At 71.1% G+C, this 24,212-nt stretch carries 23 protein-coding genes; 7 read left to right on the forward strand and 16 right to left on the reverse strand.

The features are described 5' to 3' along the window. A partial coding sequence (locus ACLVWQ_RS07405) for an APC family permease (protein WP_414107422.1) occupies positions 1-1,323 on the reverse strand: 1,323 nt, incomplete at its 3' end. 140 nt (positions 1,324-1,463) lie between these two features. Here ACLVWQ_RS07405 and ACLVWQ_RS07410 point away from each other — a divergent pair. Next, the gene (locus tag ACLVWQ_RS07410) at positions 1,464-2,480 is read left to right on the forward strand and encodes a 4-hydroxy-3-methylbut-2-enyl diphosphate reductase (protein ID WP_414107423.1); all 1,017 of its coding nucleotides are present in this window, start codon (positions 1,464-1,466) and stop codon (positions 2,478-2,480) included. Positions 2,481-2,509: 29 nt separating this feature from the next. Then, entirely contained in the window at positions 2,510-3,256 is a 747-nt protein-coding gene (gene ppgK / locus ACLVWQ_RS07415) for a polyphosphate--glucose phosphotransferase (RefSeq protein ID WP_414107424.1), read from the forward strand. 62 nt (positions 3,257-3,318) lie between these two features. Here ppgK and ACLVWQ_RS07420 read toward each other — a convergent pair whose 3' ends face one another. After that, positions 3,319-3,729, reverse strand: coding sequence for a DUF6542 domain-containing protein (locus ACLVWQ_RS07420; protein ID WP_414107425.1), 411 nt, complete (start codon positions 3,727-3,729; stop codon positions 3,319-3,321). 340 nt (positions 3,730-4,069) lie between these two features. Here ACLVWQ_RS07420 and ychF point away from each other — a divergent pair, with 340 nt between their 5' ends. Then, entirely contained in the window at positions 4,070-5,158 is a 1,089-nt protein-coding gene (gene ychF, locus ACLVWQ_RS07425) for a redox-regulated ATPase YchF (protein ID WP_414107426.1), read from the forward strand. 442 nt (positions 5,159-5,600) lie between these two features. On the opposite strand, the gene ACLVWQ_RS07430 is transcribed toward ychF, so the two are convergent. Further along, entirely contained in the window at positions 5,601-5,993 is a 393-nt protein-coding gene (locus ACLVWQ_RS07430; protein ID WP_414107427.1) for a twitching motility protein PilT, read from the reverse strand. Next, positions 5,990-6,256, reverse strand: a complete 267-nt coding sequence (locus ACLVWQ_RS07435; protein ID WP_414107428.1) for a hypothetical protein — start codon at positions 6,254-6,256, stop codon at positions 5,990-5,992. Before ACLVWQ_RS07435 ends, ACLVWQ_RS07430 begins: the two co-directional genes overlap by 4 nt. 400 nt (positions 6,257-6,656) lie before the next feature. Between ACLVWQ_RS07435 and ACLVWQ_RS07440 the strand changes: the two genes are divergently transcribed. After that, positions 6,657-7,439: a hypothetical protein gene (locus ACLVWQ_RS07440; protein ID WP_414107429.1), complete on the forward strand. Its 783-nt coding sequence runs from the start codon at positions 6,657-6,659 to the stop codon at positions 7,437-7,439. 213 nt (positions 7,440-7,652) lie between these two features. Here the strand turns inward: ACLVWQ_RS07440 and ACLVWQ_RS07445 are convergent, their stop codons facing one another. After that, on the reverse strand, positions 7,653-9,164 hold the full coding sequence (locus tag ACLVWQ_RS07445) for a pyridoxal phosphate-dependent decarboxylase family protein (RefSeq protein WP_414107430.1): 1,512 nt from the start codon (positions 9,162-9,164) through the stop codon (positions 7,653-7,655). A 342-nt stretch (positions 9,165-9,506) separates the two neighbouring features. Here ACLVWQ_RS07445 and ACLVWQ_RS07450 point away from each other — a divergent pair, with 342 nt between their 5' ends. After that, on the forward strand, positions 9,507-10,559 hold the full coding sequence (locus ACLVWQ_RS07450) for a medium chain dehydrogenase/reductase family protein (RefSeq protein ID WP_414107431.1): 1,053 nt from the start codon (positions 9,507-9,509) through the stop codon (positions 10,557-10,559). Between the two features lie 614 nt (positions 10,560-11,173). Further along, entirely contained in the window at positions 11,174-11,797 is a 624-nt protein-coding gene (locus ACLVWQ_RS07455; protein WP_414107432.1) for an ABC transporter permease, read from the forward strand. A gap of 97 nt (positions 11,798-11,894) precedes the next feature. Here the strand turns inward: ACLVWQ_RS07455 and ACLVWQ_RS07460 are convergent, their stop codons facing one another. Then, on the reverse strand, positions 11,895-12,467 hold the full coding sequence (locus ACLVWQ_RS07460) for a TetR/AcrR family transcriptional regulator (RefSeq protein ID WP_414107433.1): 573 nt from the start codon (positions 12,465-12,467) through the stop codon (positions 11,895-11,897). Between the two features lie 89 nt (positions 12,468-12,556). On the opposite strand from ACLVWQ_RS07460, the gene ACLVWQ_RS07465 reads away from it, so the two are divergent. Further along, positions 12,557-13,267: an alpha/beta fold hydrolase gene (locus ACLVWQ_RS07465; protein ID WP_414107806.1), complete on the forward strand. Its 711-nt coding sequence runs from the start codon at positions 12,557-12,559 to the stop codon at positions 13,265-13,267. Positions 13,268-13,293: 26 nt separating this feature from the next. On the opposite strand, the gene ACLVWQ_RS07470 is transcribed toward ACLVWQ_RS07465, so the two are convergent. From ACLVWQ_RS07470 to ACLVWQ_RS07515, 10 genes are all read right to left on the reverse strand, one after another. Beyond that, on the reverse strand, positions 13,294-13,563 hold the full coding sequence (locus tag ACLVWQ_RS07470; RefSeq protein WP_414107434.1) for a GlsB/YeaQ/YmgE family stress response membrane protein: 270 nt from the start codon (positions 13,561-13,563) through the stop codon (positions 13,294-13,296). A 168-nt stretch (positions 13,564-13,731) separates the two neighbouring features. Next, positions 13,732-14,772 carry an NAD(P)-dependent alcohol dehydrogenase gene (locus ACLVWQ_RS07475; RefSeq protein ID WP_414107435.1) on the reverse strand — a complete coding sequence of 347 codons (1,041 nt, stop codon included), beginning with the start codon at positions 14,770-14,772 and terminating at the stop codon, positions 13,732-13,734. A gap of 102 nt (positions 14,773-14,874) precedes the next feature. Further along, entirely contained in the window at positions 14,875-15,663 is a 789-nt protein-coding gene (locus ACLVWQ_RS07480) for an SDR family NAD(P)-dependent oxidoreductase (RefSeq protein WP_414107436.1), read from the reverse strand. 7 nt (positions 15,664-15,670) lie between these two features. Next, positions 15,671-16,414: a TetR family transcriptional regulator gene (locus tag ACLVWQ_RS07485; RefSeq protein ID WP_414107808.1), complete on the reverse strand. Its 744-nt coding sequence runs from the start codon at positions 16,412-16,414 to the stop codon at positions 15,671-15,673. A gap of 112 nt (positions 16,415-16,526) precedes the next feature. Beyond that, a complete protein-coding gene (locus ACLVWQ_RS07490; RefSeq protein WP_414107437.1) occupies positions 16,527-17,582 on the reverse strand; it encodes a carbon-nitrogen hydrolase family protein in 1,056 nt (351 codons plus the stop codon). After that, positions 17,579-18,391 (reverse strand): flavin reductase family protein, encoded by an 813-nt coding sequence (locus tag ACLVWQ_RS07495; RefSeq protein WP_414107438.1) that lies wholly within the window; start codon positions 18,389-18,391, stop codon positions 17,579-17,581. The genes ACLVWQ_RS07490 and ACLVWQ_RS07495 overlap by 4 nt, the downstream gene beginning before the upstream one ends. Then, the gene (locus tag ACLVWQ_RS07500) at positions 18,388-19,449 is read right to left on the reverse strand and encodes a formylglycine-generating enzyme family protein (protein WP_414107439.1); all 1,062 of its coding nucleotides are present in this window, start codon (positions 19,447-19,449) and stop codon (positions 18,388-18,390) included. Before ACLVWQ_RS07500 ends, ACLVWQ_RS07495 begins: the two co-directional genes overlap by 4 nt. After that, the gene (locus tag ACLVWQ_RS07505; RefSeq protein ID WP_414107440.1) at positions 19,446-20,171 is read right to left on the reverse strand and encodes a GTP cyclohydrolase II; all 726 of its coding nucleotides are present in this window, start codon (positions 20,169-20,171) and stop codon (positions 19,446-19,448) included. Before ACLVWQ_RS07505 ends, ACLVWQ_RS07500 begins: the two co-directional genes overlap by 4 nt. Beyond that, the gene (locus ACLVWQ_RS07510; protein WP_414107441.1) at positions 20,168-22,156 is read right to left on the reverse strand and encodes a WD40 repeat domain-containing protein; all 1,989 of its coding nucleotides are present in this window, start codon (positions 22,154-22,156) and stop codon (positions 20,168-20,170) included. The genes ACLVWQ_RS07505 and ACLVWQ_RS07510 overlap by 4 nt, the downstream gene beginning before the upstream one ends. A gap of 50 nt (positions 22,157-22,206) precedes the next feature. Beyond that, positions 22,207-24,150, reverse strand: coding sequence for a WD40 repeat domain-containing protein (locus tag ACLVWQ_RS07515; protein ID WP_414107442.1), 1,944 nt, complete (start codon positions 24,148-24,150; stop codon positions 22,207-22,209). Positions 24,151-24,212: the final 62 nt, after the last annotated feature.

Below are 24,212 nucleotides of genomic sequence, written 5' to 3' on the forward strand. Positions count from 1 at the left end.
CACCGCCCCCACCACCTGCGCCGCCCCCGACGCCTCGAAGATCACCAGGATCGTGACCGCCGCCCCCACGACCGGAATCAGCACATGCCGCCACCACACGACAGCCCCGCCCCCGCGCCGCACGGCGAACCAGCCGACCACGCTCGCGTGCAGCAGCGTGAAGGCGGTCAACGCCCCGACGTTGACCACCGACACCAGGTGGTCCATCCCGTCGCCCCGCCGCGCGGCCCACACCGCGGCGACCAGCGTGATGACGGCCGCGCACAGCAGAGCGACCCGCGGCACCCCGGAGTCCGTCTTCGACAGGACCCGCGGCAGCCGCCGCTCCCGGGACATCCCGAACAGCAGCCGCCCCGCCGCCGCCTGCCCGGCCAGCGCCGCGAACGCCGCCCCGATCGCCTTGCTCACGGCCACCAGATCGTGCAGCCACGTCCCGACCGAGGCGTCCACGGCGTCGTAGAAGGCCGATCCCTGCTTGACCGGATCGTCGGCGAGCTGCGCCGACGACAGCGGTTCCAGCAGGGCGACGAGGTACGACTGCGCGACGAACAGCACACCGGCGAGGGCGAGACAGAACAGCACCGCCCTGGCGACCTTCCCCGAACCGCCGGTGACCTCCTCCGCGAAGGAGGCGATCGCGTCGAAGCCGAGGTACGACAGCACCGCGACCGACACCGCGCCCAGGACCGCGGACAGCGCGAACGCCCCCTGGGAACCGTCACCGGACAGCGGCGACAGCCAGTCCCGCTGCGCCCCGTCGCGCGCGAGGACCACGATCGCCGAGACGACGAAGACAAGAAGGACCACGATCTCCATCGCGAGCACCAGGAAACCGACGCGGGCGGCGGCCCGTACGCCCCACAGGTTCAGCAGCGTCGTGACGACGACCGCGAGCGCCGTCCACACCCACCGCGAGACGTCGGGGACCAGGGAGTTCATCGCGATCCCGGAGAACAGGTACGCCACCGCCGGGATGAGGAGGTAGTCCAGCATCGCCATCCACCCGGCGATGAACCCCGCCTCCTTGCCGAGCCCCACGCGCGCGTAGGCGAACACCGACCCGGCCCGCGGCGCCACCCGCACCATCTGCGCGTAACTGAACGCGGTGAACGCCATCGCCACCGTGGCGACGACGTAGACCAGCGCGACCGCCCCGTGCGACTTGGCGTCGAGGGTCCCGTAGACACCGACCGGCGCCATGGGCGCGATGAACAGCAGCCCGTAGACCACCAGGTCACGGAAGCCGAGACTGCGCCGCAGCCCCGGCCCGGCGCCGCCCTGCCCGTCGTCGGCCGTACGGCCCGGTGTTTCCGTGTGGGACATCCATGCCTCCCGAGATCGTGCCGTGCCGGCCCCTCCCAGCCCTCTCCGGCGCTCCCGTGGTCTCCGGTGCTTCGCCCTCCCCAGCTTCTGAACAGTCTCTCCAAAGAGGTGATCTTTGACCTGTCGGGCGCGGCCTTACGATGGGGTGCATGACTGCTTCGACTGGCCGCCGTGTCCTGCTCGCCGCCCCCCGTGGCTACTGCGCGGGTGTCGACCGTGCCGTGATCGCCGTCGAGAAAGCCCTTGAGCAGTACGGGGCCCCGATCTATGTCCGCCACGAGATCGTCCACAACAAGTACGTCGTGCGCACCCTGGAGAAGAAGGGCGCGATCTTCGTCGAGCGGACCGCGGAGGTCCCCGAGGGGTCCATCGTCATGTTCTCGGCGCACGGCGTCGCCCCGGTCGTCCACGACGAGGCCGCGGCCGGCAAGCTCGCCACCATCGACGCGACCTGCCCGCTGGTCACGAAGGTCCACAAGGAAGCCGTCCGGTTCGCGAACGACGACTTCGACATCCTCCTCATCGGCCACGAGGGCCACGAGGAGGTCATCGGCACGTCCGGCGAGGCGCCCGAGCACATCACGCTGGTCGACGGCCCCGACGACGTGGCCAAGGTCGAGGTCCGCGACCCGTCCAAGGTCGTCTGGCTCTCCCAGACCACCCTGTCGGTCGACGAGACCATGGAGACTGTGGACGCGCTCAAGGAGAAGTTCCCGCAGCTCATCTCCCCGCCGAGCGACGACATCTGCTACGCCACGCAGAACCGTCAGATCGCGGTGAAGAAGCTTGCCGAGGACGCTGAGCTGGTGATCGTGGTGGGTTCGAAGAACTCCTCGAACTCGATCAGGATGGTCGAGGTCGCCCTGGACGCGGGCGCCTCCGCCGCGCACCTGGTGGACTTCGCCTCCGAGATCGACGAGGCCTGGCTGGAGGGCGTCACCACGGTCGGCCTGACCTCCGGCGCCTCGGTCCCGGACGTGCTGGTGGACGGCGTGCTGGAGTGGCTGGCCGCGCGTGGCTACGGGGACGTGGAGACGGTGAAGACGGCCGAGGAGTCGATCACCTTCTCGCTGCCGAAGGAACTCCGCCGTGACCTGCGCGCGGAGGCGGCGGCCCTGGTCGCGGACCGCACCGGAACGACCCCCTCGGGCGAGTGACTGTCCGTCGTACGACGTAACGTAGAGCCATGCAGATCTTCGGCGTGGACATCGGCGGATCAGGGATCAAGGGCGCTCCCGTGGACCTGGACCGGGGCGACCTGGCGGAGGAGCGCTACAAGGTGCTCACGCCGCACCCGGCGACACCCGACGCGGTGGCGGACGGTGTGAAGGAGGTCGTCGACCACTTCGGCTGGACGGGTCCCGTCGGGATCACCTTCCCGGGCGTGGTCACCGGCGGCTCCACGATCCGCACGGCGGCCAACGTGGACAAGGACTGGGTCGACACGGACGCCCGCGCCCTGCTCAGCGGCCGTCTCGGCGGCCTGCCGGTGACCGTGCTGAACGACGCGGACGCGGCGGGCGTCGCCGAGATGCAGTTCGGCGCGGGCAAGGACCGCCGGGGCACGGTCTTCCTGCTCACGTTCGGTACGGGGATCGGCAGCGCCCTCTTCGTGGACGGCGTCCTCGTTCCGAACACGGAGCTGGGCCACCTGGAGCTGAACGGCCACGACGCGGAGAAGCACGCCTCCACGAAGGCCAAGGAGGACCACGACCTCTCCTGGGAGCACTGGGCCCACCGCGTCCAGAAGTACCTCGCCCACGTGGAGATGCTCTTCTCGCCCGAGCTCTTCATCATCGGAGGCGGCGTCAGCCGCAAGTCGCAGAAGTTCCTGCCGCTGATCAAGGGCATCAAGGCGGAGATCGTGCCGGCCCAGCTGCAGAACAACGCGGGCATCGTGGGCGCGGCGATGCGGGCGGCGCAGAAGGACTAGGCCCATACCGGGCCGGCGGGCAGGGTCCGCGGTCGGCAGTCGGCCGCCGACGTCGTACGGCCTCAGGCGGTACGACGCCGCTGTGCGGCCTTGCGGCTCATCATCCGCGCCTTGCGTACGGTCACGATGGCCCCGGCCAGCAGCGTCCCCCCGTACAGCCAGCCCGCGTGCATCGCGAGCGCGGTGACGAGCCCCATCAGCCGGCCGCCGATGCCTCCGGTGCTGTCGGCGATCGGGAGCAGGCCGACGGCGAAGGAGATCGGCACGGCGACGACCGCGGTGACGAGGTCGGCCCGCCGCACCCACACCGCGGTCAGCACGCAGACCGGCAGGAACAGCACCCCGTAGACGACGAGGGACGCCCCGAACAGCAGCTGGTCCAGACAGGCCACCGCGACCATGGACGCGGTGCAGAACAGACCGCTGCCCAGACCGGTGAGCCGGGGGTTGGGGAACCGGCGTACCGCCCGCACGAGGGGCGAGACGGGTGCCGAGGTCCGCGGGACACCGGCTCCGGCCTGCCGGTTCGTCCGGGCACCGCCGCGTCCGGCCTGCGGGGGAAGGGGCGGGCCGCCTCGTGGCGACCGCGACGGCTGCGATGGCTGAGACGATTGCGACGGCTGTGACTGGGGAGGACGCGTCCTGTGTTGCTCCACTGGTTCAACTTAGGTCGGTTTATGTGCGGAATGGGTCCCTAACACGCGCTTTGGCCGACCTTGGCCAAGCGTTCGATACGTCGCCGGTGCGAGGTGTGGCACGCCGTAGACTGGTGGATCGCCCCGCCCCACCACCTCACGTACGGGAAGTCGCAACGTGTCGCTCACGATCGGAATCGTCGGTCTGCCGAATGTCGGCAAGTCGACCCTTTTCAACGCCCTGACCAAGAACGACGTGCTGGCGGCCAACTACCCGTTCGCCACGATCGAGCCGAACGTGGGCGTGGTCGGTGTCCCCGACCCCCGGCTGACCAAGCTCGCGGAGATCTTCGGCTCGCAGAAGATCCTGCCCGCCACCGTGGACTTCGTCGACATCGCGGGCATCGTGCGCGGCGCGAGCGAGGGCGAGGGCCTCGGCAACAAGTTCCTCGCGAACATCCGTGAGTCGGACGCGATCTGCCAGGTCATCCGTGCCTTCAAGGACGAGAACGTCGTACACGTGGACGGCAAGGTCTCGCCCAAGGACGACATCGAGACGATCAACACCGAGCTGATCCTCGCGGACCTGCAGACCATCGAGAAGGTCCTGCCGCGCCTCCAGAGGGAGTCGCGGATCAAGAAGGACGTCGTGGCGAAGGTGGCGGCGATCGAGGCGGCGAAGGAGATCCTGGACGCGGGGCAGACGCTGTTCGCCGCGGGCATCCGGCAGAACTCGGACCAGGAGGCCCTCCTCCACGACCTGCACCTGCTCACGGTCAAGCCGTTCCTGTACGTCTTCAACGTCGACGAGGACGAACTGGTCGACGAGACGTTCAAGGCCGAGCAGAGCGCCCTGGTCGCCCCCGCCGAGGCGATCTTCCTCAACGCCAAGCTGGAGTCGGACCTCGCGGAGCTGGACGACGAGGAGGCCCTGGAACTCCTCCAGTCGGTAGGAGTCGAGGAGCCCGGCCTGGCCACGCTCGCCCACGTCGGCTTCACCACCCTCGGCCTGCAGACGTACCTCACGGCAGGCCCGAAGGAATCCCGCGCCTGGACCATCAAGAAGGGCGCCACCGCCCCCGAGGCCGCCGGAGTCATCCACACCGACTTCCAGAAGGGCTTCATCAAGGCGGAGGTCATCTCCTTCGAGGACCTCGTCGAAATGGGCTCGGTGGCCGAATCCCGAGCCAAGGGCAAGGCCCGCATGGAGGGCAAGGACTATGTGATGCAGGACGGGGACGTGGTGGAGTTCCGCTTCAACGTTTAATTAAAATTCAAATCACTTTCTCGGGTATCGGAAAGTACAGGTCAGAAGGGGCCTGCCTTTGAGGGGCCCCTTCTGACCTGACCACGCGTATGGGGAGTAGTATCCAGGTGCCTACGCAGGCCTTGATGCACTCACTGTCCATTGCGGACGTCATCGTTCATCTTGATGACGTGGAAAATGGGGCGGCTCACGTCGGTGGAAACTGACCTCGCAGCTTCGTGTTATGACACCAACCACGAACAGTTGATGGCCCTTCTTTCCATGCGTCATTACGGTCAGCTCCGAACGGCATCGCCGGACGAGTTCACCTACCTGAGCGAGGTCAGTTCTGCTTAGGAGGCTCCGCGCTGGCTGGGCCACCACTCCGTCAAATCCTGACGCTGCCCCTCTATCCCTGCGGTATCTGGGCCTGCACAGGCTGGGCGTCGGAGATCGACGGTGGTCAGATCGTGCGGACGACAGGGGCGGGTTTGATGTCCTGGGCGTCGATGAGGGAGCGGATGTCCCCCGGGTCCGAGGTCCAGATGATGGCGCCGAGGCCGGCTGCCATGGTCACGACGGTGGCGTCGACGATGTCGGAGGTTCCGGCCTTGCCGCAGAGGATGCCTGCGGTTTTGGCGGTTTCGAGGCCGACTGGTACGACGTGGCACCCGGCGAGGAACTTGCCGAGTCGGACCTGGCGGCGGGAGTCCCGCCATGCCTGGCTGACGACGACGGACGGGACGTGGATGTCGCGGCCGTCTTCGAGGGCCAAACTGTGGCGGGCCCACATGCGTCGGTCGTCGTTGTCGATGGCGATGAGTACCCCGGCGTCGTACAGGTAGGGGATGTTCACGCGGCCGAGGCTCCCGAGCTGCTGAGGTACTCGGCGTCGGCGGCGGCCAGGTCCGCGCGGGCGGCGGCGACCTCTTCCGGGGTGAAGGCGCCGTGTTCGGCCTGCCACTCCTGGATGACGGCTCGGCCGGCGCGCAGGCGCAGCTCCCGTTCGGCTGCTCCGGCGACGAGGCGGGAGAGCGGGATGCCTTCTTCCTCGGCGGCTCCGGCCAGGGCTTCGACCAGGGCTTCGTCGAGAGTGATAGTCACCTTCTTGGTAGCCATACATCAACCATAGCGCGGTATGGCCTTCGGTGTGGATGTGCGGATCACGTGCCGACGAGGCTGGGTCCACATGTGGCGAGGTCGAGCTGATCGCGGAACGCATCGCCCCGCAGTATCGGCTCGCGGTCTACCTTCAGGTGGGTACCGGCCGGCGCCTCAGCGAGGCCCTGGACCCGATCCGGCAGGCGTGCAAGTCCGCAGGGGTCCGACTCTTTCGAGTCGGGCCCCTGGTTTTTCCCGGGGCGGAACCGGGGGCGTCATGATCGTAGCGGTGTTGTCATGGCCTCGTAACTGCGCTTCTCCCCTGGTCGGGGCGTCGGGCAAGGTGGTGGTCAGTTCGACAGGCGGGCCGTGACGATCGGGCGCCTGCATCGTCGCTACCAGCTGAGGGAACCTCATCATGCTTCGCAGCCACCGCCGCAGGACCGCGCTCACCGCCACTGCCCTGATGGCCACGGCGCTGCTTCTCACGGCTTGTGAGGGCGAGGACTCGGCAAACTCCGGTACGTCGAACGGTTCCGCGGCGTCGGAGTCGGCTGCCAAGGGCGGGTCCGGCGGCAAGGACGGCGCTGACAGCGCCGGGGCGGACTCGGGCAAGGCCTCGGGCGGCAAGGCGACGGGAAGCTGGGCCGGTGCGGTCTCCTACCTGGCGCCGGGCAAGTACATGGTGACCCGCAAGGGGGAGGCCGGGCAGGCGTTCTTCACCTCGGACGACACCGACATCCAGGGCGCGGGCACGATCTGCGGTGACGCGGAGGGCCAGGCGGCGACGCCTTGCAGCGAGGACGAGCTCGAGACCGCGTCCAAGAAGGGCTTCGGGGCGACGGTCAAGCTCGAAGACGGTGTGGCGGTGAGCATCGTCGAGGACCACACCGACAGCGGCGGCGGGACCGATGACGACTCGGACAGCGGCGAGACGGCCGGGCTCGTCACCGGGACGCTCGGGTTCATGGCGCCGGGCAAGTACCTGCTGACGAACACGTTCGAGGGCCCCGACCGTTCGTTCTTCACCGCCGACGACACCACCATCAACGGCGCCGGAATCATCTGCGGTGAAGAGGGCCAGGCCACGAAGCCCTGCAGCGAGGACGAGCTCGAGGCGGCCGCCAAGAAGGGCGACCTCATCGTCGTCGTCGACATCAAGGACGGTGTCGCCGTCACCATCGACGAGAACCACAACTGATTCCGCGTGCGACCGCGCGGTGGGCGGTGAGGGGAAACCGCCGCCTGAAGCGGTCGCGCACCAGGAGCAGTCGCGTACGTCGGCGGCGTACCTGATCTGACGGCCTGTTGGCACTTCGGCCCGTCATCGAGCAGGTGCGAGTGACGTCCGCTGACTGCTCACTGCTGTTGTACGGCGTCGGCGACCTCGGGTGCGGGACGGGCACCGTCTTCTTCACGCGCCGGCGGGAGTTCCGTGCTCCGCGTCCGCGGCGTGGAGGACTTCCTGGATCAGCAGGTCCAGGTCGTCCGTGGTGGTGCGGTAGTTGCACAGCGCGGCGCGCAGGACGGTGCGGCCGTGGACGGTGACCGTGGCGAGGTAGGCGCGCCCGCCGGCCTGGACCCGGTGGGCGATACGGGCGTGCAGGGCATCCGGGTCGTCCCCGGCCGGGTCGGTGATCCGGAAGCAGGCGACCGGCCACGGACCGCCTGCCAGCAGGTGGAGCCGGGGGTGCGCGGTGATCTGTTCGCGCAGCCGGCCGGCGAGGGCCAGGTAGTGCTCGATCAGGGCGGTGACGCCGTCGCGGCCCAGGTGGTGCAGGGTGGCCCACAGGCCGAGGGCCCGGGTACCCGGACGGGTCAGCTCGATCGTGGCGTGGGACAGCCACGGCAGGGCGTCCGGTTCGCCGGCGGTGAGGTAGGAGGCCTGGTGGGCGAAGGCCGTGTGCAGGTGTTCCGGGTCCGGGACGAGCAACGCCCCGCAGCCCACCGGCACGCTGAGGGTCTTGTGCGGGTCCACCGTCAGTGAGTCGACGCCGCCGATGCCCGCGTAACGGGGTGCCAGGGCCGGTACGGCGGCGCCGAGTCCGCCCCAGGCCCCGTCCGCGTGGTGCCACATCCCCACGCTCCGGCACAGGTCCGTGACCGGTTCGAGCGGATCGACGGCGCCCGTGGCGGTGGTGCCCACGGTGGTGACGGTGCAGAAGGGCAGCAGGCCCGCGTCCAGGTCGGCGGTGACCGCGGCGCGCAGCGCGGCGGGGTCAAGCCGGTCGTGCGCGTCGGTGGCGACGGGACGCAGCCGGTGGGCGGGCAGGCCGACGCAGGCGGCCGCCCTGACGACGGACATATGTGCCTGGGCGCTGTAGTAGAGGGTGAGCCGGGCGTGGTCGCGGTCGAAGGCGGGGCCGTCGCCGGAGCCGCGCCGGGTCAGGAACCAGGTGCGGGCCGTGGCCAGGGCGAGCAGGTTGGCCATGGAGCCACCGCTGGTCAGCACCCCGCCGGCGCTGTCGGGCAGGCCCGCGAGGCCGGCGAGCATGCGTACGGTGCCGCGTTCGAGGTCCATGAGGGCGTGCTCGCCCATCCCGCAGGTCGCGTTGACGGCGCAGGCGAGCAGTTCACCGATGATCCCGGCGGGTGCGGGCGGTGAGTTGACCCAGGCGAAGAACGCGGGGTGTCCGTTACCGGTCGGGTACGGCGCGATCGCGTGGCGCACGAAGTCCAGCACCTCGCCCAACTCGCCACCGTGTTCGGGGAGTTGGCCCTCCCGTAATAGGGATCGCACCTGTGGGGGCAGGGGGCGGCCCACCGGGCCCCGGGGCAGTTCACTCAGGTACCGGGCGGCCCACTCGGCCGCCGATACGAGTTCGTCCCGCAGCACCTTCGTATGCGCCGCCGGTGGCGCCGGGGCCGGGCAGGACGCGCCGCCGAACTGGGACGGGACACGGTCGTACGAGGAGGGGTGAGCCATGATGCCGCGTGGGGCCTTTCGTCGTCACGAGGCCCCCTGGTCGGTGAAGCGAGGCCGTGATCGTAACGAGCTGCTCGCCCTGGCCGACACGCCACAACCACGGTGGGGGCGCCGCGAGTTCTCGGCGGTTGGTCGTGGGTCCTTGTCCTTGTCTTGGCCCGAGTCCGAGTCCGAGTCCTGGTCCTGGTCCTGGTCCGACGAATCACCGCCGTTCCGGTGTGTTCCAGGCTGTCAACTTACGCGGTGAAGGTTATTGGCGGAGATCTCTTGCCGAGCTGAGCTTACGTATGTAGTCTTACGACCGTAAGCAAACGAACGAGACCTCACCTCAAGGGGAACGCCATGAACAGCACCGCCAACGTCGCCGTCACCGCCACCGAGATCGTGCTGCCCGGAAAGGTCGAGCCGGAGGGCCTGGAGACCCGGACCCGTGAGCTGGCTGAGCCGGCGAAGGGGCAGGTCGTCCTGCGGATGGACGCGACGGGGGTCTCGTTCGCCGAGCAGCAGATGCGCCTGGGTACGTACTTCGACCAGCCGCCGTTCCCCTTCGTGCCCGGCTACGACCTGGTCGGCACGGTCACCGAGGTCGGACCCGGCGTGGACGCCGAGTTGGTCGGCCGCCGGTTCGCTGCGGTCACCAAGGTCGGCGCGTGGGCCAGCCATCTGCTGATCGACGCCGTGGACCTGATGCCGGTGCCCGACGGCGTGGACGCGGCGGACGCGGAGACCGTGGTCGTCAACGGAGTCACCGCCTGGCAGATGCTGCACCGGACGGCCAAGGTCCGGGCCGGCGGGACGATCGTGGTGCTGGGCGCGAACGGCGGTGTCGGCTCCACGCTCGTGCAGCTGGCCCGGCACGCCGGCCTGACGGTGATCGGTACGGCCTCGGAGCGCCACCACGCGGCGGTACGTGAGCTGGGCGCGACGCCGGTCGACTACCGCGACCCGGACATGTACGCCCGTATCCGGGAGCTCGCGCCCGACGGTGTGGACGCGGTCTTCGACCACGTCGGCGGGGCCGGGGTGGAGGAGTCGTGGCGGCTGCTGCGCAAGGGCGGCACGCTGGTCTCCTACGGCTCCGCGGCGTCGAAGGGTGACGAGGGCAACTCGCAGCTGCCGGTGCTGAAGCTGTTCGGGCAGCTCGCGGCGTGGAACAACCTGCCCAACGGCAAGAGCGCGCACTTCTACAACCTGTGGGCCGGCAAGCGCCGCTGCCGCGCGTCCTGGCAGCGCCGGATGAGCGAGGACCTCACCCAGGTACTGCGGCTGGTGGCCGACGGCACCGTCGTCCCGCAGATCGCCGCCCGGATCCCACTGGCGGACGCCGCGTCGGCGCTGACGCTGGCCGAGTCCCGTACCGTCGCCGGCAAGGTCGTCATCGTTCCCGGGGTGTGACGCGGGAACCGCCGCCGTTGCGGCGTCCGCCGGCTGGACGGCCGGTGTCGAGCCCGGCCGCAGGGTCGCCGATATGGCGCCCGCGGCCGGGCTCCCGACGTTTCGCCTGTCGGCGGGACCGGCGGCGTGGGGTCTGTTGGCCGGGTTGCCGGTGTTGGGTTCGCCCGCGGATCCCGGTGTGGGGTTCGTCCGCCGGGCTGTTGGTGTGGGGCGGTCGGTGACGGTTGGCAGGGGTGCCGGAGTTGAGATCGGCGGCCTGCTCGCGGCCGGTCTTCTCGACCGGCCTTCGTGGTCATCGCGTTGCCGGTGTGGGGTTCCGTCTACCGGCCGGTGATGTGGAGTCGTCCGGGGGCGGTTGCCCGCGCGGGCGCCGGGGTCGACCGGCCTCGCCCTGAGCGTGGCCCGGTTCGGGGCGGGAATTGCCGCCTCCCCAGGACGAGTTGAGCGGCTCCCGCTCGCCGACCGCCTTCGCCGTGTCCGCCCCTGTGTGTCGACGACCTGCCGATCCGCTCCCGGTCGGATTCTTCGGCGATTTATAGTTACAGTCGTAAGGTAAGAGTGCTAAGGTTACGGACGTAAGGTTGAAGCAGCCCGCCACCCCGGAGGTTCCCGTCATGTCCGTCGCCGCCCCCCTCGCCGCCACCAGCACCGTCACGCAGGCCCACGCCCCCGGCGAGGTCGACAACCGTGCGACCTACCTGAGCTTCGGGCTCGCCTACCTGCTCGGTCACGGTGCCGCGGCCGTCTCCAAGGGCGACGCACCCGTGCTCGATCTGCCCGGCTGGCTGCCCATGGCTCTTCTCGGGGCCGGGCTCGCCGTCGGCACCGTGCAGGCCACCGTCGCCGCGCTGCGGGCCCAGCGCGCCGCCACCCACCCCGACGACGTCCTCTCCGGCAAGCTCCTCGGCGCCGCCTGGGTCACCGCCTTCGCCGCCCTGTTCCTCGCCATCACCGGGCTGACGTCCACCCTCGACAACCCCGACCTGCAGACCGTGCTGTGGCCGACCGGATCCGGCCTCATCGTCGGCCTCCTCTACATCGCCGAGGGCGCCCAGCGCCGCAACCTCCTGCACTACGGCCTCGGCACCTGGCTCGCCCTCACGTCCACCGCCGCGCTCCTCGCCGGCAGCACCGGCCTCTACTGGGTCCTCACCCTCGCCGGCGGCGGCGCCTACGCCGTCGCGACCCTTCTCGAAGGCCGCCGCCTCACCGGCGCCGCAAGCCGCGTCCGGCAGTGAGGTCCACGAGAGAGGCGGGAGACAGAGAGAGCAGCGAGAGCGGCGAGAGCGGCGAGACAAGGCCTCCGGGGCCGGTGCGGACCACCAGGTCCGTCGGTCACCGGGGGCTTTTCCGTTCCCCCGGCAGGTGTTCGACCGCGTTGAGGAAGTCCTCGAAGGCCCGGGTCGTGCGAGTGAGGTCGCCGGTCGCGTCCAGGTCCATGAGGAGGCCGCGGATCACCGCGAGGACGAGCGTCGCGAGTTCCGGGCGGCCGATGCCGTGCAGGCCGTCCTCCAGGGGACCGAGCCAGTCGGTCGTCGCGGTGCGCCGGAAGTCGGGCCACAGCTGTTGCTCCGCGCTCTCGCGCAGCCGGCCGAACATCCTCAGGTACGGCTGCCCGTCAGGGCCCGTGATGGAGGTCCAGGCACGGCTCAGGGTGGCCGTGTACGGCTCGTCGGGGCGTACCCGCAGAAGGTCGCCGAACGTGTCGAGCTGGCGTTGCCGCGCCCGCCCGAGGACGGCCCGGAGCAGGGCGTCGCGGGTGCCGAAGTGGTAGATCAGCATGCGGGCCGAGGTGCCGGTGGCGGAGGCCAGCGGTTCGAGCCGGTCGGGGAGGCCGTGCGCGAGGGCGTGATCGGCGCAGGCGTCGAGCAGCCTCTCCTTGATGTGCGGTTGCGGTCGTCTGCCCACGGCCGCACTTTTTCACGTAACAACCACTACGTCTACAGTTTGGACCGGGCTGACCGGGCTGGCCGGGCGGACGAAGTGGCGGGGTGGCTATGAGAGTGGTGTTCGTGCACGGGGCCTGTGTGCGGGACGGGTCGTGGTGGTGGCACCGCACCGCCGGGCTGCTGGCGGCGCGAGGCGTGTCGAGCGTGGCTCCCGCGCTGCCGAGCTGCGGTGAGGCGGGCCCGCCCGGCGGTGTCGCGGGGCCGGGGCTGCCCGAGGACGTCGCCGCGGTGCGGCGGGTGCTGCGGACCGGTGACGAGCCGACCGTCGTGGTCGCCCACAGCTACGGCGGCATCGTCACCGCGGAGGCCGCCGCCGGAATCGGGTCGGTGCGCCACCTGGTGCTGGTCTCCAGCTATCTGCCCGAGGTCGGGCAGAGCCTGTCGGAGTTCGGGGACGGCGGCCCCGCCCCGTTCCTGGACGTCGACCCGGAGGCGGGCACGTTCGGGGTCCGCCCCGAGCTGCTGGTGGACACGTTCCTGCAGGACTGCGACTCCGAGGTCCGGGCGCAGGCGGCGGACCACCTGGCCCGGCAGAGCGTGCACGTCACCGGGCAGCCGGTCGGGGCGGCCGCGTGGCGGCAGGTGCCCTCGACGTATGTCGTCTGCGCCCAGGACCGGGGCACCCCGCCGCGGTCGCAGCGGGAGTTCGCCCGCCGGGCCGGCGACGTCGTCGAGGTCGACGCCGGCCACCACCCGTTCCTGTCCCGGCCCGAGGTGGTACGGGACCTGCTGCTGGACCTGGACCTGGACCTGACCTGAGTCCGAGCCTGTGACGGAGGCGCCGATCAGGCGCGGCGGCGGTTTCCGGTGACGACCCGGTACAGGCCCAGGAGGATGAGCGAGCCGACGATGGCGGCGATCCAGGTGGAGATGTCGAAGAAGCCGTCGATGGAGTCGACACCGAAGATGACCTTGCCGAGCCAGCCGCCGAGGAGGCCGCCCGCGACGCCGATGAGCATCGTGATGATGATGCCGCCCGGGTCCTTGCCGGGCATGATCGCCTTGGCGATGAGGCCCGCGAGCAGACCGATGAGTATCCAGGCGATGATGCCCATGATGTGTGTCTCCTACCTGGTCGTATAAAGAATGCGTCAGGACATGAATGCGTCAGAGAACCGAGTGTTCCGCCTCGGTGTTCTCAAACGCTTCATCCGACATCAGGAGGGGTGACGGACATCATCTCCGGCCCGCGGAACGCGGAACGTCTTCGGCCCGCGGGGCTCTCACCCGTGGGGGAGGATCACCGCGCGCCCGTTGATCGTCCCCGCGTGCAGGCGCTCGTACGCGAGCGGCGCCTCGTCGAGTGAGAAGGTCTCCGTGTGCACGGACACGGCGCCGGACCTGGCCAGTGCGAGGACCTCGACGAGTTCGCTCCGGCTGCCCCAGTAGGGGGCGCTGACCGACACCTCGAAGGGCAGCTCCCCGAAGCCGACGGGGAGGGTCCCGCCGCCGATGCCGACGATCGTGACGTCGCCCTCGACGGCCGCGGCGGCTCCCGCCGTGGTCACGGTGGGCTGAGCCCCGACGAAGTCGAAGACCGCCTCCGCCCCGACGCCGCCGGTGAGTTCACGCACCGCGGCAGCCGCCTGCGCGTCGGACAGCACGGTCTCGTGGGCGCCGACCTCCCGGGCCAGCCGCAGCTTCTCCTCGGTCACGTCGAGGGCCACCACCCGGGCCGGGGTCATGGCCCGCAGCAGCTGGATGGCGACGTGCCCGAGCCCGCCCGTGCCGATGACCACGGCGGTCGACCCCGGCACCAGCTTCGGCAGCGAGCGCTTGATCGCGTGGTACGGCGTCAGCCCCGCGTCCGTCAGCGCCACCGCCGCGGCCGGGTCGAGCCCGTCCAACGGCACCAGATGCCGCGCGTCGTCCACCAGCAGGTACTCCGCCATGGAGCCCGGCGCCCCGAGTCCCGGCGGCCGGATGCCCAGTTCGTCGGCGCGCAGGCAGTAGTTCTCCTTGCCCTCCGCGCACTTGGCGCAGGTGCCGCAGCCCCAGGGGCCGTACACGGCGACCGCGTCGCCCTCCCGGACGCCGGTGACCCCCGCGCCGAGCGCGGCGACCGTGCCCACGCCCTCGTGGCCGAGGGTGAGCGGCAGCTCGTACGGAAATCCCTCGGCGGGCCAGCTCATCACGGCGATGTCGGAGTGGCACGCGCCCGCCGCGGTGACTTTCAACAGGACCTGTCCGGGGCCGGGTTCGGGGTCGGGGACGACCACGACCTCCGGGGCGGCGCCGATGGTGCGGTACTGAAGTGCCTTCATGACCCGACTTCTTCCTGTGCTTCCCGCTGTGCTGCTACTGGTGTCTCTTGAGATGTCTCGTGAGATGCCTCGTGAGTGCCTCTTGAGGTGTCTCTTCCGTGCTCAGACGGCGGTGTACGCGCCGTCGGCCAGGTGGTAGCTGCCGGTCACGAACGAGGAGCGCTCGGAAAGCAGGAAGGCGATCAGTTCGGCGACCTCGTCGGGGCGGCCGAGCCGGCCGGCGGGGTGCAGCCCGACCAGACCGTCGTAGGCCGCCTTGTCCATGGTCTGGAGCAGCGGGGTCTCGATGAAGCCGGGGCCGACCACGTTGACGCGGATGCCCTTGGCCGCGTACTCGGCGGCGGCGGTCTTGGTCAGGCCCACCACACCGTGCTTGGCGGCCACGTACGCGGAGGAGCCCGGGAAGCCGACCGTGCCGAGGATGGAGGCCACGTTCACGATGGCACCGCCCCCGGCCGCTTCGACGGCGGGCAGCTCGTGACGCAGGGAGTAGAAGACACCGTCGAGGTTGGTGCGCACCACGCGGTCGTACGCCTCGATGTCGTACTCGCCGGTCGGCGCGCTCGGGCCGCCGATGCCGGCGTTGTTCACGGCCAGATGCAGCGCGCCGTAGGTGTCGACGGCGAAGGCGACGGCCGCCGCGACGGAGTCGGGCCGGGTCACGTCCACCTCGACCGCGGCGGCCTCGATGCCCTGCGTCCGCAGGTCGGCGGCGGCCTTCTCGGCGCCCTCGGCGTTGTAGTCGGCGATCACGACGTTGGCGCCGCCCGCGCCGAGGCGGAGGGCGGTGGCCAGGCCGATGCCCGAGGCGGCGCCGGTGACCAGGACGGTCTTCCCGGCGAACTCGGTCGCGTAGTCGGTGACGGGGGTGTTGTTGCCGGTGGTGTTCATGGTGCTCTCACTCTTCGGGGATCTCGGGAATCGTGGTGATCCCGGGAATTTCGGGGTTGGTGTGCGAGACCGCGGACGCGGCCTCCTGGGTCAGGGCGTCGTAGGCCCGCTCCACCAGGGCGGGGAGGTCCGCGACAGCCGGGTCCTGGTCGGCGGCGCCGCGTGCCCAGATGCGCAGGGCGGCGGTGAGCACTCCGGCGGCGGCGTCGACCACGACGGCGGGGCGGATGTCCCGTACGGGGTGGTCGGCGGCGTCGATGCCGAGCCGGTCGGCGAGGATCCGGATCGAGTCGTCCTGGGCGTCGACCCGGATGCGTTCGTAGGCGGCGAACAGGGCCGGCTCGCGGTCGAGGAGGGCCAGCAGGCTTCGTATACGGGGGTGCAGGTGCCAGGCCGGGTCGTTCCGGCCGGCGAGCCAGTCGCGCACGGCCCGGCGGTAGGCGAGCAACGGCGGTTCGGCGGCGGGCCGTTCCCGCAGCAGGGCGTTGATGCGGTCGCCGTCGCCCCGTACGAAGTCGAGGGCCGCGTCCTCCTTGCCGACGAAGTACCGGCTGAAGGTGCGGCGGGTGACGTCGGCGCGCTCCGCGATGGCCTCGACCGTGGTGGCGGCGAGTCCGCGCTCCAGGATCAGGTCGACGGCGGCGGTCGCCAGGGCGTTGCGGGTCTGCCTGGCCTTGCGCTGCCGCCGGTCTTCTGCGGCGTCCGGGATGTGCGTGGCGTCCGTGCTCTTCGCGGTGTTCATGGCGTCCATGACGTCCATGGTGACCGTGGCGGTGCCGGGCTCCGTCGCCTGCGTTGCCTCCATGCCTTCGACAGTACCTCTTCATGTCCCATTGGGACATCTTTCCCGGTGGGACATTCGGTCAGGTGGGCGGATCGACCGGAGAGGCGAGGCGGAGCGAGCGCTGTTCCGCGAGCATGCGCAGGTGCACGCGTGCCTCGGTGACGGCTTTCGGTTCGAGGTCGGCGAGGAGCACGGTGTTCTGGCCGGGGCCGGCGTGGGAGACCGTGCCGCCGTCGGGGCCGTACACCGCGCTGAGGCCGTCGCACGGGCGGTGGGCGGGGCCTTCGAGCGGGTTGGCGAACACGGTGTAGATCGTGTTCTCCAGGGCGCGGGCCTTGAGGTAGACGGCGGCGCGGTGCTCGGTCCCGGCGGCGAAGGCGGCCGGGTACAGCTGGGCGTGGGCGCCCGCCAGGGCCGCGGCACGGGCGTGTTCGGGGAAGGACATGTCGTAACAGATCCCGAGCCCGAGGCGCCAGTCGTCGACGGTCAGGAACGCTCCCCGGGTGCCGGGGGAGAACAGGTCCGCTTCCTCGTCGTGCCAGAGGTGTTGTTTGTCGTAGACGACGGTGACGGTGCCGCCGGGCTCCACCGCCAGGAGCGAGTTCGTGAGCCGGCCGTCGTGCCGGCGTACGGCGGCGCCGATCACCACGGTGATCCGGCGATGGACCGCGATGTCGACGAGCGGGTCCAGACGCCGGTCGGTGATGTGCCGGGTGCGGTCGGCGTGCACCACAGCGGCACCCGCACCCGCACCCGCCTCCGCCTGCGCCTCCGCAGTGGCAGTGGCGTCGGTGGTGGCCTCGGCGAGTCGGGGCAGGTCGTAGGAGCACAGGTGGAGTTCGGGGAGGACGACGAGCCGGGCGCCCTCGCGTGCGGCGTGCGCGGCCCTGGCCGCGGCGGCGCGGGCGTTGTCGGCGACCTTGAGGGGACGGGCCGCGTTCTGCACGACCGCGATCCGCAGAGAGGTCTCAGGGAGGGGGCCGGGGAGCGCCTCGTGGGCGAGGGGCGCGGTGGCGAAGGGCGCTGTGGCCAGGGGCGAGACGGTGAAGGGCGAGAGGGCGGAGGCCGAAAGGGCGGAGGGCGCGCTGGAGTCGGGCACGCTGGAGTCGGGCCCGGTGGCGTCGGGCGCGGTCATCGGGCGGTTCCTGAGATCGCTGTGAAGCCGGGCTTGGCGCCCTCCCGTTCGACGACGACGCGGTGGTCGGGCAGGCGGTGTGTCGCCAGGCCCGGCGGGAGAGGGACGTCCACCAGGAGGTCGTCGTACCGGTTCGAGGGGAAGGTGCCGAGCGGGGTCGGGGTGCCGTCGGCGTCCAGCAGGCCCACCCGCCACTCCTGCGGGCCGTCGAGGGCCGGGCCGGTGGCCGCCACCCGCAGCAGATCGCCGGGCCGCAGCTCGGCGGCCGCGACGACGGCGGTACGCCGGACGGGTTCGCCCAGGGTGTGCATGGCGCCGTGCTTCACCAAGGGCCGGGGCAAGGACAGGGACGGGGACGAGGAAAGGGGCGGGCGGTCCGGGACGTGCGCGGCCACCACCTCGCCCAGGTACATGGTGTGCACGGGGAGGGGGACGATCTGCCGCAGCCGGCATTCGACGGCCAGCACGCCGCCGGTGACCCACGGCGTGCCGGTCGCCTCCGGAGTGCCGAAGCCGATGAGTTCGCTGCCGCTCTTGTCGATGTCGGTGAGGGAGAAGCTGCCGGCGAAATCGGCGAGTTCGGCCTGGTCCTCGGCGCACAGGGTCACGGAGAACTCGCCCGCGGCCTCGATGAGCCGACGGGTGGCGGCGCGCGGGCCGAGCACCACGGCCGCGTACAGGGGCTGCTTGTTGACGAAGTAGGACCACTCGGCCGACATCACATTGGTGACGCCGTCACGGTGGGCGCTGACCAGACCCACGGTGCTGGTCAGCCTCTTCCACAGGTCGTCGGGTATGTCGCTCGTCATGCGTCTGCCTCCGTCGGATCGTGGGGCTGGGGCTGGGGCTGGGATCGCTGGGATTTTCGGGACTGCCGGGGGTGTGGTGGGTGGCTCAGGGCGAGGCGGAATCCGGCCGGGTAGAGCGGCCCGGGGAACGGGCCGTGGCGGCGGCGGGTGCGGGTGAGGTCGCCGTAGCGGCAGAAGCTCCCGCCGCGGGCGATCCGGTACTCGCCCATGGTCTGGACGAGGTGGTCGGGGACGAACGGGCCGCCGGGATAGGGGCGGTAGGAGTCGGCGACGTACTCCTCGACGTTCCCTCCCATGTCGAGCACGCCGAACGGGGAGCGGCCCGCGGGGAACGCGCCCACCGGAGTCGTGGTGTGGACGCCGCTCTCACGGGTGTTGGCGGCGTCCGCGTCGAAGGTGTCGCCCCAGGGATGGGCGCGCCCGTCCGGGCCCTTGGCCGCGTACTCCCATTCGGCCTCGGTGGGCAGCCGCCAGGGCAGACCGGTGCGGCGGCCCAGCCAGGCGGCGTAGGCGTCGGCGTCGGCGGGCCGGACGCCGGCCACGGGGTGGTTGGCGCGGTCGTAGGGGTAGGCGCCCAGGTACCAGGTGGTGGGGCGGGCGGGGTGGCCGCTGTCGCGGAGGAAGGCGTGGTACTCGGAGTTGGTGACCGGATAGGTGCCGATCCAGTGGTCGGCCAGGTCCACCCGGTGGGCGGGGGTCTCCTTCTCGATCCACTCGCGCTCCACGCCCACGTGCGCCCACCGGCCGACGACCGCGGACACGTCCCGCTCGGGCAGCCCGATCTCGACGGTGCCGCCCGGCACGGCGCACACCGAAGGGACGGCGTCCGCCGCGGGGAGAGGGGTGAGGCGCGGGTCCCCGAGCAGCGCGAGGATGCCGCCCGCCGCCAGTCGGACGGGCAGGGGTACCGAGCCGTCCTCGACCAGCGACGCCAGTTCCCGGGGGCCGGCCCCGGTGAGCCGGGCGGTGTCCTCGGCGGACGGCCTGAGGCGTCGCGGGTCGGCCGGCTCCGCGTGCTCCTGGAAGTGGGGGGAGCCGGCGACGTCCTCCAGTCTCATGTCGCTTCCTTCGCTTCCTTCATCTCCTTTGTCTCTTTCATCTTTTTCGTTTCCTTTGTTTCCTTTGTTTCGAGACCGGGGGCCGGGAGGTGGTGGCCGCTGCGGGCCTTCGCCGCCAGGTAGGCGGCGTTCTCGGGTGTCAGGTGCACCCCGGTGGGCACGGTTTCGGCGATCTCGATGCCGTGGCCGCGCAACTGCCGCACCTTGTCGGGGTTGTTGGTGAGCAGGCGGACGCGGCGCAGACCGAGGGTGTGCAGCATGACGGCCGCGGTCAGGTAGTCGCGTTCGTCGGCGCCGCGTCCGATGAGCCGGTTGGCCTCGAAGGTGTCGACGCCCCGGTCCTGGCCCTGGCCCTGCAGCAGGTAGGTGTCCAGCTTGTTGTAGAGGCCGATGCCGCGGCCCTCCTGGCGCAGATGGAGCAGGACGCCGCCGTGCGCGGCGAGCAGGTTCAGGGCCTCGTCGAGTTGCGGACCGCAGTCGCAGCGGGTGGAGCCGAACACGTCGCCGGTCAGGCACTCGCTGTGCAGCCGGACCAGGGGCGGCTCCCGGGTGTCCCACGGGGGCACCAGACAGGCCAGGTGCTCGCCGTCGTCGGGCAGACCGCGGAAGGTGACCAGCTCGGCTGTTCGTCCCGCGGCGCGGCCCAGGACGACGGGTACGCGGGCCCGCACCGTCGCCACCCCGACGGCCGTTCCCGGACCGACCGCCGCCTCCGCCGTCAACTCGTCACCGCCCAGAGGCTCTGCCTGGCCCGCCGGACGAGTGTGTCCAGGTCGAAGCGCCGTCGCACGCGTACCTCGCCGTCGGCGTCCAGGCCCACGATCAGGATCTGCCCGTCCCAGCCGGCGACCGCGACCCGCCTCTCGTCGAGGCGGTACATACAGGACACTCCCTGCCGGAACTCGTCGACCACACGGCCCGACCGCAGGTCGAGACCGCCGTCGCCGTCGGTCCTCCACCGGTGGAGCCCGAAGTCGTACGAGCCCGCGAGCACCACCGGGGAGTCCGGATCGCCCAGCAGGGCCACGCATTTGACCGACTCGTCCGGGCCCAGGAGCGTCTGCCGGCGGACCACCTTCCACGCCTCGTCCGCTTCACCCGCCCGGTCCGCTGGGGACCGTTCCAGCACCCCGACCTTGACCGTGTGGTCGCGGGAGGCGGTCGCCACGACTCGCCCGCCGAGGGTGGCGACCGCGTTGACCAGGTTGCCGTGCTCCCACAGGCCGGTGCGGTCGTGCAGCCCTCCGACCGCCGTGCTGCGGTCGGTCGACGCGGACAGGAACCCGTCGCCGAACGGCACGAGCGACTTCACCGAGCCCTCGTGGGGTTCGCCGCGGTCCGTCTCGGCCAGGGAGGCCGGGTCCAGGCCGATCAGCGCGCCGTCGTAGGTACCGGCGACCAACAGGCCCGCGACGCGACACAAGGAGGGGACGGGCGCGCCCAACGAGTCAGTGACCGCGATCAGTTCACCTGCGGCGTTGCAGCGGTGCACGTGTCCTGCGTAGGTCCCCGTGTAGAACGACTCGCCGTCGGCGGCGAGCGACAGCACCGGACTGTCGGAGACCGGCAGCAGCCGCACGGCCGGCGCCCGGCCGTCCGCGTACGGGTCCATGTCCTCGTACGGGTCCGCGCACGGGGCCGAGTCCGCGGACGGGTCCAAGTCGGGGCCCGGGTACGTGTCCGGGCAGGCGTCCGGGTCGAAGGCGATGACCGTCCCGGAGTCGCAGCCCACGAGGAGTTCGTCGCCGAGCACGGTCATCGCGTTCGGGCCGTGGTTCGGCGCCGACGGCTCGGCCAGCGGTGTCGCCGTGGCGAGATCGACGAGATGCGGGCCGTTCCAGAAGCTGCCCACCGCCACCCGGCCCCCGGCGACGGCGACCGACCGCGGCCACATACGGGCGTCGTGCACCCGGTGCAGCCGCCGCCCGTCGGCGTCGAACACGTGCAGGGCACCGTCGTAGGCGCCCACGACGAACGAGGCGTCGTCCTGCGCCCAGGCCACCGCGCGCGCCGCGGTCCGTGCGACGGTCACCGTCCGGCGTACCGCGAGGCGGGGCGTGAGCAGTTCGACCACACCGTCGTCGCGGGTGATCGCCAGCGACGTACCGGAGTGCGACCAGGCGCAACCCTCGACGGAGGCCGCGCAGCGGTGTTCGACGGTGCTGCCGGGCCGGTCGGGATCGCGGACGGCGACCAGGCCGTCCTCGCCCACGGTGGCGACCAGGCCGTCACGGCTGACCGACACCATCATGCAGTGCGCCGCGTGGGACCCCACCTCGCCCGCGAAGGCACCGGTGCGGATGTCCCACAGGGTGGCCCGGCCGTCCTCGGAGACGCAGATCAGCCGGTGGCCGTCGGGCATCCAGGCGACCGCGTTGACGTCGTCGGTGTGCCGGGCCAGGACCGTGAGCAGGGTGGGCCGCTGGACGTCCGGGCGCTCCGGTATCCGCCAGACGGCCACGGTCTTGTCCGCCGAGGCGGTGGCCAGCAGGTCGGTGCGGACGGGGTTCCACCGGGCGGCGTTGACCAGACGGCGGTGGTGCAGCCGGGCCAGCGGCTCCGGTCGCGCCGGGTTCCGTACATCCCACAGCAGGACGGTCCCGTCGTACGAACAGGTCGCCAGCTGCGAACCGTCCGGCCGGAAGGCCACATCGGTGACGGGTGCGGCGTGACCGGCCGGGCCGGGCCGCAGATCGATGGTGCGCAAGAGGTCCTCTCCTTAGGGTCGTGTCCTTCGGTTCGTACGGTTCGTACGGGTCACGCCGGATGCCCTACGTGGCGCAGGCTGTAGCGGACCGGTGCGCGGGGCAGCCAGTGGTCGCGCAGCTTGGTGAAGACCTGCCGGCCGGCGCCCGCGTCCAGGCGGTAGAGGGACAGCAGGCCCGTACGGCAGCCCACCAGCAGATACGGGGTGTCGGCCGCGTCCCGGACCTCGGCGAGCGCCTTGGGGTAGTCGGCCAGGTCCTCCAGCAGCCCGACGAACTTCGTGCTGCCGCGGTCGTAGGCGGCCAGCTGCATGCCGTACGAGGACGCGCAGACCAGTCCGTCGACGAGGACGGCGTTTTCGACCGTGTTCGACAGCAGCCTCGACCAGCGGGCCGCGACGCCGACGCCGACCTCGACCTCCTTGAGGCCGCCGTCCCCGACGACGTACAGCCGGTCGTCCTGCGCCCAGGCGCGCTTGGGGTACTCGCCCTGGTCGAAACGCCAGCGGACACTCACGTCGGTGGGATCGGTGGGATCGGTGGGGTCGGTGGGGTCCAGGACGGTGATGACACCGTTCCTGGTGATCAGGACCCGGCCGCCGTCCGGCAGATACGCGGTCGCCCACACGGGCAGGCCGTCCACGTCGAACGCGGCGAGCCGTCGGCCGTCGGCGGTGTCCAGTTCCACGGCACCCGCGTTGGTCGCGACCAGGGCCCGGTCGCCGTCCGGGGAGACCGCGACGGTGTGCGGCAGCTCCGGCAGCCGGACATGCCAGCGGACACCGCCGCTGCCGCTGCCGGAACCGCTGTCGGAGCGGGATGAGCGGTCGGAACGGTCGGAGAGGTCGGAGAGGTCGGAGCGGAAGACCGTACCGTCGCGGGTGACGCCGATCCAGCCCGCCGCGACGGGCGCCACCCGCCGGGTGAATCCCCACTCGGTCGGGTGCTGCGCCTCCACCCGCAGCATCGGGCCTGCCGCGGAGTCCTCCACCCGGGCGACGGCGACCCCGGAATCGGTGGCGCAGTACAGCGTGCGCGCGTCCTCCCGCGACGGCTGGATGTCCCACACGGCCTGCCGCCGGTGGCCCTGGTCGCGGACGAACTCACCGGCGGCGTCAAGTTCGACGACCGTGCCGTCCTGGCACAGGACGTACACCTCGCCCCCGGATCCCACGGTCAAGTCGCTGAGCTGGTGCGGGAATCCGGTCACGGTGCGTTCGACGCGCAGTTCCCGGCGGGTGTTGTCGAAGATGTGCAGTTCGCCGTCGAAGCCGCCGGCGTAGGCCCGGGTGAAGTCGGGGGAGAAGGCGACGAACTCGACGTCGTCGCGGGCGAACAGCAGCTCGCCCTCCTTCTCTCCCGAGGCGCTCACCACCACGACCCCGTTGGCGACATCGGCGTTGTCGCCCTCGCCGAAGTCCTGGGTGGCCCAGAACCGGTCGTGCCGGGCGTCGTGGCGGACCCGGTGGATGTTGCCGTCGTCCAGCTTGACCAGGTCGGGGAACACGCCGTCCTCGAACGAACCGAACCGCAGATTCCCGTGCTTGTCCGAGACGGCGTGCCGGGTGGGGTGCTCGGTGCACGCCCACTCCATGGGGCTCTCACCGCAGATGTTCGGCCGGATCTCCAGCACCTCGAACGTGTGCAGATCCAGCACCAGCATCTGCCGGTGGAAGCCACTGGTGACGAAGACACGGTCCTTCCAGACGCCGATACCGCGGGAGCTGCACGGCGAGGGCTCCTCCCGCGGCAGCAGCAGGGACGGATCGCACACCGTCGCCGGGTCCAGCCGGTCGACCAGGTCCAGCGTGTCCAGCGACCACCGGTACACCGCACCCATCCGGTCCTTGCCGATCACCCACCCGTCGGCGACGGCCAGCCCGTACAGCGGCCGGCCCTGCCGCACGAAAGGCGACGACGCGACGAGCCGCAGTTCCTCGTCGAGCAGGTGAATACGGCCGTACGCGTCCGACGCGAGAAGCCCCGCGCCTGCCACGTACAGGATTCTGATAATGCGGTCCGGCGGGTTCACGGTGTTGTTTCCGGGCCTTTCTCGGA

It is taken from the genome of Streptomyces sp. CWNU-52B, assembly GCF_047444975.1.
Lineage (GTDB): Bacteria > Actinomycetota > Actinomycetes > Streptomycetales > Streptomycetaceae > Streptomyces.

Bases quoted from the DNA above. Each gene is read 5' to 3' on its own strand.
- ACLVWQ_RS07410 (WP_414107423.1), top strand. From the start codon at position 1,464: ATGGGGTGCATGACTGCTTCGACTGGCCGCCGTGTCCTGCTCGCCGCC.
- ppgK (WP_414107424.1), top strand. From the start codon at position 2,510: ATGCAGATCTTCGGCGTGGACATCGGCGGATCAGGGATCAAGGGCGCT.
- ACLVWQ_RS07435 (WP_414107428.1), bottom strand. From the start codon at position 6,256: ATGGCTACCAAGAAGGTGACTATCACTCTCGACGAAGCCCTGGTCGAA.
- ACLVWQ_RS07440 (WP_414107429.1), top strand. From the start codon at position 6,657: ATGCTTCGCAGCCACCGCCGCAGGACCGCGCTCACCGCCACTGCCCTG.
- ACLVWQ_RS07445 (WP_414107430.1), bottom strand. From the start codon at position 9,164: ATGGCTCACCCCTCCTCGTACGACCGTGTCCCGTCCCAGTTCGGCGGC.
- ACLVWQ_RS07450 (WP_414107431.1), top strand. From the start codon at position 9,507: ATGAACAGCACCGCCAACGTCGCCGTCACCGCCACCGAGATCGTGCTG.
- ACLVWQ_RS07455 (WP_414107432.1), top strand. From the start codon at position 11,174: ATGTCCGTCGCCGCCCCCCTCGCCGCCACCAGCACCGTCACGCAGGCC.
- ACLVWQ_RS07465 (WP_414107806.1), top strand. From the start codon at position 12,557: ATGAGAGTGGTGTTCGTGCACGGGGCCTGTGTGCGGGACGGGTCGTGG.
- ACLVWQ_RS07470 (WP_414107434.1), bottom strand. From the start codon at position 13,563: ATGGGCATCATCGCCTGGATACTCATCGGTCTGCTCGCGGGCCTCATC.
- ACLVWQ_RS07475 (WP_414107435.1), bottom strand. From the start codon at position 14,772: ATGAAGGCACTTCAGTACCGCACCATCGGCGCCGCCCCGGAGGTCGTG.
- ACLVWQ_RS07480 (WP_414107436.1), bottom strand. From the start codon at position 15,663: ATGAACACCACCGGCAACAACACCCCCGTCACCGACTACGCGACCGAG.
- ACLVWQ_RS07485 (WP_414107808.1), bottom strand. From the start codon at position 16,414: ATGGACGCCATGAACACCGCGAAGAGCACGGACGCCACGCACATCCCG.
- ACLVWQ_RS07490 (WP_414107437.1), bottom strand. From the start codon at position 17,582: ATGACCGCGCCCGACGCCACCGGGCCCGACTCCAGCGTGCCCGACTCC.
- ACLVWQ_RS07495 (WP_414107438.1), bottom strand. From the start codon at position 18,391: ATGACGAGCGACATACCCGACGACCTGTGGAAGAGGCTGACCAGCACC.
- ACLVWQ_RS07500 (WP_414107439.1), bottom strand. From the start codon at position 19,449: ATGAGACTGGAGGACGTCGCCGGCTCCCCCCACTTCCAGGAGCACGCG.